This window comes from Candidatus Brocadia sapporoensis (assembly GCF_001753675.2).
GTDB lineage: Bacteria > Planctomycetota > Brocadiia > Brocadiales > Brocadiaceae > Brocadia > Brocadia sapporoensis.
This window is the reverse complement of record NZ_MJUW02000092.1, coordinates 19,741-32,388: the sequence shown is the minus strand read 5'-3', so window position 1 is coordinate 32,388 and position 12,648 is coordinate 19,741. Positions and strand designations below refer to the sequence as shown.

The window sequence follows — 12,648 nt, the reverse complement described above, 5'->3', positions numbered from 1 at the left end:
CCCTTGTATTTGCTGGCTTAGCAGCTCATACACCCCTCGAATTGCGAAGGTCGGGCTAAGGATGTTTCATGCCCGTACATCCCTCCAATATGGCTGGCTCCGGTAAAGAACTTTGCAATGGGATTTGCAAAGTCATACTTGCTCCACGTAAATACCAATTTCTTTACCTGCTTATTTTTGACAAATCCACTGTATGGCGACCCTTCTTCGCCATCTTCCTGAATAAATCTCCTGATGCTAAATGCACCCTGCAACCCTATCACGAGGTCAATGTCAGATTCTTTTTTCGGGTGCGTGCTTAATGTCTTTTTGCCAGCCGGTATGGTAATTAATCCGTTACTGAATATAGCCCTTGTTACCGCCCTGGCACCAAAGCTGTGGCCTACCACGATGAGTGGAATGTGTTTCGTTTCTTTCACTGGTACGAGAATATCCCATAGTATTTTATTTACCCACACGAGCCCAACCTCATCGGCGTCATCCGCCTTGGCGCCGTAGCTTATTACACTAATAAAACCTCCGAGAAAATTAGATCGCCACTCCGATGGCCATGATATTCCTATGAATAAAGGCCTAAAGTTGGCACCCTCTCTGTTCTCCTTTATTATTTGCGAAAAAAGGCTATTATAATTTCTGATGGATTCCTGCTGATCGGTATTCCACCCCATACAATAGAGAAAGACATGCGTGTAGGGCGCTTCACTATCGTTTATAAATATCCTGTTTCTTAACTCATCTAATTTCAACAAACCTTTCAGGTAGGCATCTGTTGGGTCAAAACATTTATCGTATGCATTATAAAAGAAGTCTTCCTTTATATATCTCTTATACGGATCTATGCGATACTCAACAAGATGCGAAATGAACGTTCTTTTACAATCATCTAAGATATGATAAACACTCCTTTGGTATTCTTTGTTACCATGGAAATATTCATCGTTGATACTTTCAAAGATATTGTCCTTCTTTATATTTTTCCTGTAAGCCTTTTCAATTGAAATTATGAATCCCGGGAATTTAAGGCCAAGACCGCCGTCTCCCTCTGCCACACGATGAAAGATCGATAAGCTCTCACCCTCGGTGCCATAATTCTTTTCTTTATCAATAAGCTTTGGCTTACTTAGGTTGCCACATCCGGCAACGAGTATAAAAAAAATAAGGATGACCGTACGATGACTGTGCTTCATGTAGTTCTCTTTCTTTTCTCCCTTCCAGGAAAAAATATGCACTATCTTATTTAAACGAGTCTGAAAGAATAAAATCCTGAGATCGAAATTCGTGAGCCAACGCTGTCGGGGTTTTAAGCTCTGGCAGAGTTAATTACTATTTATATTTTTACTGAAATACTAAGTTCAGTTTTTACCAGGATCGTCAGGAGTCTTAAGACCTAATTCTTTCAAACGGTTATCACTAACCCGATATCTTTGCATTGCGTCCAAAAAAGACGTCCCGTTGTTTGGTTCTCTGACAAGAGTTTCAACTTCGGATGTAAAGAACTTTATATCGTGATAGGACAGATCAGGCAATCGTTTAAGAAACATTTCTGGTATATCTTCTGAACTTGCGTAGACAGCAAAAGAGTCCAGGTACTCGCCGTCATCTTTGTAAATATCAACGGTAAGTATGTGGGATGATGTTTTACCTATGTCAAATGAAATTATGTATTGTTTTATCTCAACAAATACATTCATGACAACCTCGTTTTAAAAATATTTGTGAGCTCTGTCCGTTAAAAAGCCAGATAAGTTTTGGGTAGGACGTAGGCGAAGCCCAAGAAACTGTTAGGTTCGTTTCCTGTATCATTTACAGACAAAAACTTCCTGGTTTACTTCTTACTCCCCCTGCAGATTCATTAAATAATCTTTCATTACCTCTGCCTGGTCTGCAGGTGTGCCGGGGATGTAGTTCTGAAACTCGCCTTCCCTGAAGAACTTTGGCATTTTGGTGCCAGGCTGGATGGACTGTGGGTCAAGGAGCCATCGTTTTATCCAACCAGGCTTGAGCCTCCTTTTGGCAAGCAGGAGGTCTGGCGCCCAACCAGTTTTATCTCCCTCTGGCATCTTTTCGCCTTTTACATGGCATAGGATGCAGTTGACGTCCTTTGATTCAAAGAGTTTCTTTGCCGCTAAGAGGTAACCCGGTGACATAGCTTCTTTTGCGTCTATGTATTCCTTTTTTGTCTCAAAAATATACTCATACGGGTACGGCTCATTTTCTACCTCAGCAAAGAACTTTGAAAGGCTGGTTGCCTCATCATCCGGCAAGCGAAACGTAGGCATCTTTATGTCGAGCCATGGTCTCAGATCGAAAGGCTCTTTCAAGAATTCAAACAACCATTCGGACTGCACCTTCTTACCTTCACTATACAACAACGGAGGCGCAAACACCCTTGCCTCTTCCGGCACGAGCCCCTCATTTTCAACATGATACTCGATGATTTCGGGTGTGATATCGCCTCCGGCGGCCTTTTTCCTATCCACGATCTGCTGGTTGTCTATGTACACCGTTTCGCCCGCCTTATGCCCTAATTTCTCATTATCCTCCCAGAGCTGAAAATAGACACCCGCATCCTCTTCCAGCTTTACCATCCCCGCAACTTCAACATCTCCGGCAAGATGTAATCTATCCAAATCAAACTGATGACAGCCAATACAATTGTACTTTCCAATCAATCGCTTTCCTTCTACGACCGAGTTGTCTTTTTCTGCCAGTCTGGCGAGATACTTCTCAGGGAACTTTTCTTCTCTTAGCCCGGCGAGCATTATTACCAATGACTCAACCTCTTCGTCTTTTAGCGCAAAATCCGGCATTTTCAGGCGGTCTTCTGGTCTTTTATACTTCCCCTCGTCAAACTGCCTGGGGTCACGCAACTTTGCCTGTAACCACGACTGCCTTGCCTTTCCCACATTTTCTGTAAAATGCTTAAGCCCAGCCTCTCCCAATATCTTCTTTTCTAATAGTCCAAAATCAAGGAGGGTTACCGATTTAGACCCGATGGCGGATAGCTCTGTCCCTATCTTTCCAAGCCCTTCCATGCCCTCTATCTCGTGACATCCGAAGCAACCATATCTCTTGATCAACACCTCACCGGCGCGGGATTTTTCCTTGTCTTCCAGCCAATCCCTATCCGCCACCCCTTCCTTCAGTGTATCCTTGCCCGTCTTATGTATCAAATATCCGGCAATGAGACTTGCCTTTTCCTGATTTAACCTGAAGCTGGGCATGCGTGTATGCGATTCTTTTGCTTTTGGGTTCACGATCCACTCCATCAGGTATCCATAGTTTATCTTTTGTCCAATCCGTGCAAGATTGGGGGCGAATCCCCGTTCAGCGTCTTCTTTATAACTATGGCATGCCATGCACCCCACCTGCTCAAAGAGGAAATCGCCTTGCGATAATTGTTCATCACTGAAAACCGGCATCTCGTCAGCAGCCTTTTTCTTATCCGCATGTTGCCAGAGATATGCGGCAATGGCCTGTGATTCTTCATCCGAAAGTTTGAAGTCGGGCATTAACGTGGTAGGTCTGAATTTTTTTGGGGCCTTTATCCAACCGGTAATCCATTCGGACTTCACCTTGTTCCGTATGTTTCGTAAACTTGGACCGATTATCCTGTTTTTATCTTCACCAAAGCCCGTTGTTTCATGGCATCCATGACAGCCAAGATTTTCAAACAGTCTTTTGCCCTCCCAGAGCATCTCTCCTCCTTTTACCTCCTTGCCTTCACTATGACACCGTATGCACGATGCCTGAGCCGTCTTTCCACGATAAATGGGTGTAAGCCAGTATTCAACCTCACCGTGTGCCTTTTTTACCCCAGACGTGGCGCTTGCCTGCCCCTCATGGCAAAGCACACAGCCAAATTTTTCAGGAGGATGATTACCCAGATACAATTTCTGGTCTGGATGGCTTGCGTAGGGTTGTTCTGAAGACACACTCTCCGTCTTATTGATACCCACATGACACGACATACAGCGATCAGTGATATTTAAATCTTCCAGATAGGTCTGATAGACTTGCAGGCTGGGGCGGGTCTTCTCATAGGCTTTTAACTGCTCTCCGTATCTTTTCATACCAACAGTATAGACCTCCAGCTCTTCCGTATATTTATCCGTTTCCTGTCTGAGTTCTTTCAATCTTGTCTTTATAGGCGCAATTTTTCCTTCCCGCTCCTTTATCTTCGTGGTAAACTCCTTGCCCTTTTCTTCCAATTCCACAATCTCATGCCTAACCTGTTCGCTCTGAGTCTTTCCATAGAGATATTCCTTTCCCATACCTTCATTCCGGGCGACTATAGCCTGAAATTTCAAGGTCTCTAACTCGTCATTTAACAATTTTTGTTCTTCTGATAGTTTTTTGAATTCATTTTGTATCGACGGTTTTTTAAAGTCCTCCCACGCCTTTTCCAGATTTCTCTGTGTTTCTCGGTATTTCGTTTGTACCTCCGGACTTTCAAAAACAGTCCGCTCCTGATCGTAGTTCTGCTTGATTTTTTTGTACTCAAGGTGGTAGAACTGCTTCTGATAATTTTTCCAGGGTCGCCTGTCGACGGTCTCGTTTACGAGTACCCATACCGTGACTCCTACGAGGATGAAACTAACCGCAACAAAAATTTTCAGGTAAGATTTATCTTCTTCTTTTTTTGTGGAATGTGGATTTTTGCTAGTCAACATAGTCTTTGTGTTTATAAGGAATTTTAAACGGAAATCTCCTCACCCTTAGCTCCCTGCACTGAGGAGGACAAACGATTGTCTCTCACCGTCGCGGAGTGAAGAGGGAGGATGCCATCTATGAAAGATAGATATTTTAAGCCCCAGAAGGCCTAATTTAATTTTTAGGAATTTAATCTCCCATAATCCCCCGCAAACGGGGTAAATGCTTTCTGTTCACCTGTTTATCGGGGAAACCGTGGGTAAGTCGCCGGAGGCTTAACTTATATATTAAACCACGGTGTTACCCATATATATTTTACATGGAACACCAGTCTCAGACATACTTTTATGGGCAGCGCCATCATAGATAAGAAGAGGAACGACACCATGGCATATCTGATCATGCCGAGTTTTTCCAGCGCTATACTTTTCCTTGCCTTCATAAAACGGTAAGGAAGTGTCATACCCATAAAAAAATATCCGATTACCACGGCGCCACCAAGGACAAAACCCAGGAAAGATTTTGAATTAATACCAATGAAATTGGTCAGATCATAATTAGTCTCGGCCACAATCCTGTGGAGATCCCACTCCTGCCAGGGCCAGAACCAGAGCCAGCCAGGCCCGCGCATAAAGACGCCAACGATAATCAGCAATATCCATAAGATATGGAATCCGAAGCAGAAGGTGAGCATAGCAAACTTCCGCTCCTTAAAGGTGTAGTATCCATTCCCCTTTGGATTAAAGTCCACGAAGGGTATGGCCATCAGCCCAATGATGATAAGCACCGGAAAAACGACACCGGCAATCCAGGGATCAAAATAGACAAGCATTTCCTGTAGTCCTAAAAAATACCACGGCGCCTTTGCCGGATTCGGGGTCATGGTAGGATCGGAAAGTTCCTCCAGCGGCGCATCGAGGAGGATCGACCAGACAATGAGGATGATGGTACAGATGATCGCCGCCAGAAATTCCTTTCTTACCAGGTACGGCCACGTGGGGATTTCATCTTTAGATATTTCTAGGTCTTTTTCCTTGGCAAGGGTTGGTCCCTTAATAAAGGTGAGCGCCCGGTATCTGCCTTTATCTTTTATGTTTTCTGATTCATTATTTGACTTTTCCATAATTATATTGTTTCTACACTCCAATCTTCCGAAGTAAGATCAATTGTTTCAATCAGTTGACGACAACGCCTTTGTATGGATTGAGCAGACATGTTTACTTCAACGAAATAACCATTTTGAAGCTGTCGACTTGCTCTAAATTTATTTTTATCTTTGCCAACGTAATGAGGAAAGCTGTGTGCAATGATTTCAAATTTATCGGTTTCCAGATCTGCAACAGTGTTAAGGGTTTGCTCTAAAACATCTCGCCATGTCTGAACTGGAAACCGCTGTCCCAAAATTTTAAGTTCTGTTGGTGTGGTGCCAGTGACTTCTTTCAGGTTAGATGAAATAGCTTTTTCTTGTCCAAAGTAGTTCCATATTTCCAGCGCTTGTTTTGCTAATACTTTCGCTCTTTCTTCAATCTCTGCCCTTGTCCAAGCGGAAAGGGCATAGAAATATTCGTTACGTTCTAAGTGGCTTTCGTTATATGTTCGTTTTTTTGCTATAAAATCGTCATTTGACAATTCTGTATTATAAGCGGATAAAGTCAAATTACCGATGGTATGCAAAAATAATGCATGTGTTTCTTCCCAGTCGTTACCAAGATGATTTTGCCACCACTCTGATAAAGTTTGTGGCATTACATGTTCTATACTTAAATTATCAAAAGATATTGCCTCTTTATGGGCAAAACTTTCTTCCAGGCTTTCGAGTATGAGTTTGGTTTTTTTCTGCCTGTCACCACCACCATAAAACTTAGCTTCTTTAAACCGGAAGCAAAACTCATTGTCTTTTGGATAACCCTTACTTTGTAATATTGCTTTAACCCCTTCAGCAAGGTTATCTGAATATTTTGTGGTTAATTGTGGATAAACTGCTGAAAAGATTTTGTTAAGCTGATTTGTTGGTACGTTACAAACAAATCTGCGAATAAGGTAATTCTCAAGCGTTTTCAGAATAGAAATAAAATCGGCCTTGCTTATTTTATTTTCCACATAATTATCATAAACGTTCAAAAGAAGTGGATAGGCCGTAGTGACTTCTATTCTGTCCACTCTTCTGAAATGCTTCTGCAAATCCACCTCGGGTTCGAATTCCGGATAAATCAGTCTCTGATAGTAAATCGAAAACTTTTGCAATTTTTTCAAATAATCGATTGCAGTGTCCGGTGACACTCTTCCTTTGAGCGCAAAGTAAACATCGGATTGTTTTATGATGCTGCCGTCATCTTTCATTAAGAAATGTCTAATATATTCGGTCAGTCTATCATTTAACGCTGTTTGCATTGGCTGCCAATAGTTATTGTAAACTTCATCTTGTTTGTCTGCATGAATGCGCATAAAGAAATAATTGCGAATGAGGTCTGCCTGTGTTAGGGGCATTCCTTTAGCATTCAAGCTTTCAAAAACCAAGTATGGGTTATCATCTGCATCAAGTACAATGCTAACAACAGAAAAATAACTCGTGATAATTTTCTTTAGCTTTTCATGTTCAAACTGTGTCTGTCTGAGTCTCTTCTCAAAAAAAGTGTATGCCCTTGTAAGTTGATTTTCTGATCCATTTGATTTTCCATTGATGAGGTTTATATATGCGTCCCTGTCAACCTGCGTCGGCATTAACTTGAAATAATCATTGCCCTTTTTGTATGGGTTAACTAGTAGAGTATTATTAATTTCTTCGGCAAATTCCTGATTTGGTTTTTCTTTTGCCTTATTGCGTAGAAGAGTCAGTAAGATAAATATAGTAGTTAATCGCTGCTGACCATCGATCAATAAAAATTTAGCAACGCCTTCAGGGACAGAAACGGTTGGCATATTTACAATTGAGCCAATAAAGTGAGATCGTGGGTTTTCCGCTGTACAAAGTTCGACAAGGTCTTCCCATAAAATTTTCCATTCTTTTTCTTCCCAGCTATAAGTCCGCCGAAAAAGAGGGATAACATATTGCTTTGTTCCTTCGATAATATCCTGGAGTTTAGTCTCTTTTGCCTGCATATTTTAATTATTCAGTTTATCCTCGATTATTATCTGCGCTTATTCCTCCGAATACGCAAAGCGTTTCATCGTGATGGCGTTCACCGGGCAACGTTTGACGCACAGTCCACAGCGGATGCATTTTTCCTCGTCGATTACCATAGCGGCGCTCCAGTCGCCAGGAACAACCCTCTCGTCCTGTAAGGCCTCTGTAGCCGCTACGTTTTCACGGGAGACCATGGAGATACAATCATAGGGACAAACGTCAATACAGCCGCCGCAAAGTATACACGTTTCGTCAATGAATATATTATAATGACAGAGCAGACAGCGTCCCGCCTCCTTGAATGTGTTCTCCTGTGAGAGCCCCTGTTCGGCCTCCGCAGTCAGGTCACATCGCTCTTTCATGGGGAGGGAGTCCTGGCTCTGTCTGGGCGCCGATTCATAATTGGGCATTCTGTCTGAAGGGGATTGATCTCTATAGTAAAACTTGTATCCTTTCCGTTCTGCACCTGTTAAAAATGCGTGTATCGACCTTGCAGCCTTTCTGCCGTCCGCCACTACCTCAATAATATTCCTCGGGCCGGTTATACAATCGCCACCCGCAAATACGCCTTTTCGTGCAGTCATAAAATTTTCAGAATCAATGACGGGCATCCCCCATCGATTGATCTCTATCCCAAACCTTTCTGTCAAAAAACCAACCTCCGGTGATTGGCCGATAGCCGCAATTACCATATCGACAGGGATGGTGAAATTGCTTCCTGTTACCGGGACCGGGCGGCGGCGTCCCTTGTCGTCCGGTTCGCCCAGTTCGTTTTTTATGCACTCGATGTGTGTCATCTTTCGATCATGTCCGCCTATAATTTTTACCGGAGAAGTCAGATAGTGCATCTTTACACCTTCCTCCCGTGCCATATGTACTTCCAATTCACCGGCGGGCATCTCCTGCAACGTCCTCCGGTAAATGATGGAAATATCTTTTGCGCCAAGCCGGAGGGAAGAACGCGCACAATCTATGGCAGTAAAGCCCCCCCCAATGACGGCTACCCTTTCGGGGACGGCTTTTCGTATCCCAAGATTTGTATCCTTCATGAAGGTTACGCCATGCATTACCCCTTCAAGGTCTTCACCGGGAATTTCAAGCATCTGTGATTTATGCGCGCCTGTGGCGATATAAACTGCATTGTATTCCTTTAGTAAAATGTCAAACTTATCGTGGGTGTCTATAGGGCTGTTTAAGCGGATATCTACTCCGAGTTCCTTTATCCAGTTTACAGCGTCTTCTATCTTATCACGTGGCAACCGGTACGGCGGAATACCCACAGTTAACATGCCACCGGCAACCGGAAGGGACTCATAGATAACAACATCATGACCTTTTATTGCCAAATCATGTGCGGCGGCAAGACCGGATGGCCCGGAACCTATTATTGCAATGCGCTTTCCTGTCTTTTCGATATGCATTGATTTTGGAGGGAATTTTTTAGCTGAAAAGTCTGCCGCGCTCCTTTTCAGTGCGCATATGGAGACGGGTTTGTCAATCGCTCCACGGCGGCATGCTGTTTCACAGGGATGAGTACAGGTCCTGCCGAGGATATGAGGGAAAAGATTTGCCATGAAATTGAGGCGCAGAGAGGCATCAAAGTCTCCATAAACGATGCGCTCGATATAATTCATGGCCGGCGTATTGACAGGACATGCATACTGGCAATTGACATTTTCTCTGAACCAGTGGTCGTCGGCTTTGACTATTGTATAGTTCATCGAACACTACTTCCGTTCTTGTTGTTTTTTTCGTTCTATCCGTTCGTCATTCTCAAATGCCTGTTTAAAGGTAATCCAGGTAAAGAATACCAACAGAATCATTAGCCCAACAATGGGGATATTATCAGGTTTCGTTATAATTGCCCAGACGTTTTCCATGATTGAATTCTCTTTGTGGAGCGACGAGGCTCACCTTTTTGCATGAACCCCGGTAAACCAATAAAAACAATATACCTACAGACATTCCAAGAAATCGCTAGAGTGGTCCGGAAATACCTCCGTCCTTGCGAACCCTCCAGAAGTGCACCATCATAAAGATACTAATAATAAGAGGCAGCCCGATACAATGCCATACGTATGCCCTTAACAGGGCATTTCCTCCCACCAGCGAACCGCCCAGAAGGGCGAAACGTATGTCATTATGTGCGGTCATTCCCAGTTGTTCCCCAAAAGGCCCCTCGTGTCCCAGCAAGGGCGTTGAGCGTGCCATATTCGTGCCAACCGTTACTGCCCAGAATCCCAATTGATCCCATGTAAGCAGGTAACCGGTAAAGCTGAGAAGAAGAGTAAGCACCAGCAGGACAACGCCCACACACCAGTTGAATTCCCTGGGCGGTTTGTACGAACCCGTTGCAAATACGCGAAACATATGGAACCATACCGTGATAACCATCAGGTGGGCGCTCCACCGGTGCAGATTTCGCAGTATTGCACCGAAAGGCACCTGATATTCCAGGTCTTTTATATCCCAGTACGCATCATGCACCGTAGGACGGTAATAAAACATCAATAACACACCGGTAAACGTAAGCACCAGAAACAGGAAGAAACTGATACCGCCCATACACCAGGTAAATTTTAATTGCGGAGCATGCCTTTTTACCTTGGCTGGATGCAGATGCATAAAGACGTTCGACACAATCTTTAGCATACGATTCTTAGGCGTATCGGCAAAGGTGTGTCTGAAGATAGATTTCCAGACCTGCGAGTTAACCGTTACGTCTCTCAGTGTGCCGAACAATCCCTTCTCTTTCAGCATGTTTTTGTATTTTGACAAGAAATTTTCCGTAGGTTTATTATCCATTATTATACCTTTAAAAAAGCGCCTGGCTTATCCCATTCTCCACGTTCACCCCTGAATCGTACCCCCGCATCAACAATGATTTGGCCGTCCGTTTCCAGCATAACCTTAAATCTTTCCATAGGCCTCGGAGCAGGGCCTTCAATATTTATCCCATCGGGCGTGAACCCGCTGCCATGACATGGGCATTTGAATTTACCTTCAGCCGCCAGCCAGTTTGGGGTACAACCCAGATGGGTGCATTTCGCTTCGATTACGTATAATCTATCAGCCTCCCTGACGATCCATATCCGGAACTGCTTTTTAAACCTTTCACTCACCCCTAACGTATATTGGGAGGGATATCCAATCTTATATCTCGTTGGCGGTTCAACGATGGTTCTGGGAAAGAAGAATCTCATAACTCCGCCAAATAGAGTCATGAGAAATATCCCAATACACCCCCAACCCGTAAAGTACAAAAATCTTCGGCGATTTAACGGCGTTTCCAGATTTTTTGTTGCTTCTAACATATCACCAATGGAATAAAAGTTTTCATAAGATAGAAGGATAATGGCAAAAAACAGAGATATTTCAGGAAAAATACGAATCACAGAAACAATATTTAAATATATATTTATTTTGTCTTAGTTTCAATAAAATAACAGGTTTTGATGTTACCAATTTAAAATAGTAATAACTATTAACATTTCAAAATGGCAACATCCCTGAAACAAATTTTCTTGAATAGCTTCGCATTACTGATAAAATAAAAAATTCTATAAGCAGTGCCTGCTATAAAAGCGGGAGAAAGTCGTATCAGATTCGACGAGGTATTTCTCTGGCATTACATAATTACTTCGTTTTATTCAAACAATTCATTCTATTTTTTTAAGATAAGGGCGGAATGTCGTCATGGATAAGATTCAGGTGACAACACATTCACATACGGAGTTTGTCGACATCACACAGGAAGTGGATACACTCCTGAAAAAACAGTCTGTGAAAGAAGGAATATGTTATCTGTATGTACCTCATACTACTGCTGCTATAACGATCAATGAAAATGCTGACCCTTCGGTACGGGAAGATATTATTAATGACCTTAACAGGCTGGTGCCGTGGAATGGCCGCTATACTCATAGCGAAGGGAATGCTGCAGCCCATATCAAATCAACCCTGGTGGGTTCTTCAGCGTCCATACCTTTCACCTTTGGAAAGTTAGCCCTCGGAACGTGGCAGGGTATCTATTTCTGTGAATTTGACGGACCAAGACACAGAGAAGTTTTTGTCCAAATAATAAAAAATGAATAGCGTTCAGACAAGGCCCGGAATAGCATTGAATTGTCGCTGGAATTTGAAGGATGCAGCAAAGGTTTTTCTCGCCTATGTGATTCTTCTGCTCATTGGTATGCCGGTAATCGTGCGGTTCATCAATGCCCTCCTGGGTTTTAATATCCTGAACAGCATTGGACATCGGAACCTGGTCCTTTTCATCTCTGTTTTTATCAACATGTTAGTCTGCTCGTATGTGTTTTACATTGTCTGTATTGAATACCGGCAGTCCGTTACCGCCTTGGGTCTATCCATGGTAAATTTATCGGGAAATATAAAACAAGGTGTTAAACGATATGCAATCACGCTTCCTGTCATCATACTCGCAGGCTTCGTCATCAACCTGATCTCCAGTTATTACGGTCAAGCACCGCAAATGCAGGAGATTGTCCAATGGGTACTGGAAGAAAAGTCGGTCTTTGTCCTTGGGAGCCTGATTTTTTTTGGAATTGTCGTTGCCCCGGTTATGGAAGAAATTATGTTTCGCGGGTTTCTGCAGCCGGCATTGAAAAATTCGCTTGGCAGACGATATGCCATTACAATCACAGCATCTCTTTTTGCCGCAGTGCATATGGACATCTTTGCCTTTTTACAAATATTTATCCTGGGAATGCTTCTTGGGTATTTATATGAGAAGACCCAAACCCTCGTTGCATCTATCGTTGTGCATATCTTACACAACTCATTAACCCTGGTGTTTTTACTCTATTTCAAGTTTTTTATGAAAGGAAAGATCCCGGCATTTTAGCGGAAAA

The 12,648-nt window shown here is 43.1% G+C and carries 11 protein-coding genes; 2 read left to right on the top strand and 9 right to left on the bottom strand.

What is annotated here, in order from left to right:
- Window positions 1-17: 17 nt before the first annotated feature.
- The 9 genes from BIY37_RS08565 to BIY37_RS08530 all read right to left on the bottom strand — a co-directional run bounded on the left by BIY37_RS08565 (window position 18) and on the right by BIY37_RS08530 (window position 11,001).
- A complete protein-coding gene (locus tag BIY37_RS08565) occupies window positions 18-1,187 on the bottom strand; it encodes a hypothetical protein (RefSeq protein WP_070067422.1) in 1,170 nt (389 codons plus the stop codon).
- Window positions 1,188-1,352: 165 nt separating this feature from the next.
- Window positions 1,353-1,691, bottom strand: a complete 339-nt coding sequence (locus BIY37_RS08560) for a hypothetical protein (RefSeq protein WP_070067421.1) — start codon at window positions 1,689-1,691, stop codon at window positions 1,353-1,355.
- 141 nt (window positions 1,692-1,832) lie between these two features.
- Window positions 1,833-4,673 carry a c-type cytochrome gene (locus tag BIY37_RS08555; protein ID WP_070067420.1) on the bottom strand — a complete coding sequence of 947 codons (2,841 nt, stop codon included), beginning with the start codon at window positions 4,671-4,673 and terminating at the stop codon, window positions 1,833-1,835.
- A 260-nt stretch (window positions 4,674-4,933) separates the two neighbouring features.
- On the bottom strand, window positions 4,934-5,776 hold the full coding sequence (locus tag BIY37_RS08550; protein WP_080324965.1) for a cytochrome C: 843 nt from the start codon (window positions 5,774-5,776) through the stop codon (window positions 4,934-4,936).
- Window positions 5,777-5,778: 2 nt separating this feature from the next.
- On the bottom strand, window positions 5,779-7,752 hold the full coding sequence (locus tag BIY37_RS08545) for a DUF262 domain-containing protein (protein WP_070067419.1): 1,974 nt from the start codon (window positions 7,750-7,752) through the stop codon (window positions 5,779-5,781).
- Between the two features lie 39 nt (window positions 7,753-7,791).
- The gene (locus BIY37_RS08540; protein WP_070067418.1) at window positions 7,792-9,498 is read right to left on the bottom strand and encodes an FAD-dependent oxidoreductase; all 1,707 of its coding nucleotides are present in this window, start codon (window positions 9,496-9,498) and stop codon (window positions 7,792-7,794) included.
- Window positions 9,499-9,504: 6 nt separating this feature from the next.
- A complete protein-coding gene (locus tag BIY37_RS13495; RefSeq protein WP_179129347.1) occupies window positions 9,505-9,657 on the bottom strand; it encodes a hypothetical protein in 153 nt (50 codons plus the stop codon).
- Window positions 9,658-9,754: 97 nt separating this feature from the next.
- Window positions 9,755-10,537 (bottom strand): cytochrome b N-terminal domain-containing protein, encoded by a 783-nt coding sequence (locus tag BIY37_RS08535; protein WP_070067428.1) that lies wholly within the window; start codon window positions 10,535-10,537, stop codon window positions 9,755-9,757.
- A 47-nt stretch (window positions 10,538-10,584) separates the two neighbouring features.
- Window positions 10,585-11,001, bottom strand: a complete 417-nt coding sequence (locus BIY37_RS08530; RefSeq protein WP_230402477.1) for a QcrA and Rieske domain-containing protein — start codon at window positions 10,999-11,001, stop codon at window positions 10,585-10,587.
- Window positions 11,002-11,473: 472 nt separating this feature from the next.
- On the opposite strand from BIY37_RS08530, the gene BIY37_RS08525 reads away from it, so the two are divergent.
- Window positions 11,474-11,872 (top strand): secondary thiamine-phosphate synthase enzyme YjbQ, encoded by a 399-nt coding sequence (locus tag BIY37_RS08525; protein ID WP_070067417.1) that lies wholly within the window; start codon window positions 11,474-11,476, stop codon window positions 11,870-11,872.
- The gene (locus BIY37_RS08520; protein ID WP_070067416.1) at window positions 11,865-12,641 is read left to right on the top strand and encodes a CPBP family intramembrane glutamic endopeptidase; all 777 of its coding nucleotides are present in this window, start codon (window positions 11,865-11,867) and stop codon (window positions 12,639-12,641) included. The genes BIY37_RS08525 and BIY37_RS08520 overlap by 8 nt, the downstream gene beginning before the upstream one ends.
- Window positions 12,642-12,648: the final 7 nt, after the last annotated feature.

What these genes read in the sequence shown, in the direction of transcription:
- BIY37_RS08565 (WP_070067422.1), bottom strand. Translation starts at nt 1,187, where the DNA reads ATGAAGCACAGTCATCGTACGGTCATCCTTATTTTTTTTATACTCGTT.
- BIY37_RS08560 (WP_070067421.1), bottom strand. Translation starts at nt 1,691, where the DNA reads ATGAATGTATTTGTTGAGATAAAACAATACATAATTTCATTTGACATA.
- BIY37_RS08555 (WP_070067420.1), bottom strand. Translation starts at nt 4,673, where the DNA reads ATGTTGACTAGCAAAAATCCACATTCCACAAAAAAAGAAGAAGATAAA.
- BIY37_RS08550 (WP_080324965.1), bottom strand. Translation starts at nt 5,776, where the DNA reads ATGGAAAAGTCAAATAATGAATCAGAAAACATAAAAGATAAAGGCAGA.
- BIY37_RS08545 (WP_070067419.1), bottom strand. Translation starts at nt 7,752, where the DNA reads ATGCAGGCAAAAGAGACTAAACTCCAGGATATTATCGAAGGAACAAAG.
- BIY37_RS08540 (WP_070067418.1), bottom strand. Translation starts at nt 9,498, where the DNA reads ATGAACTATACAATAGTCAAAGCCGACGACCACTGGTTCAGAGAAAAT.
- BIY37_RS13495 (WP_179129347.1), bottom strand. Translation starts at nt 9,657, where the DNA reads ATGGAAAACGTCTGGGCAATTATAACGAAACCTGATAATATCCCCATT.
- BIY37_RS08535 (WP_070067428.1), bottom strand. Translation starts at nt 10,537, where the DNA reads ATGCTGAAAGAGAAGGGATTGTTCGGCACACTGAGAGACGTAACGGTT.
- BIY37_RS08530 (WP_230402477.1), bottom strand. Translation starts at nt 11,001, where the DNA reads ATGACTCTATTTGGCGGAGTTATGAGATTCTTCTTTCCCAGAACCATC.
- BIY37_RS08525 (WP_070067417.1), top strand. Translation starts at nt 11,474, where the DNA reads ATGGATAAGATTCAGGTGACAACACATTCACATACGGAGTTTGTCGAC.
- BIY37_RS08520 (WP_070067416.1), top strand. Translation starts at nt 11,865, where the DNA reads ATGAATAGCGTTCAGACAAGGCCCGGAATAGCATTGAATTGTCGCTGG.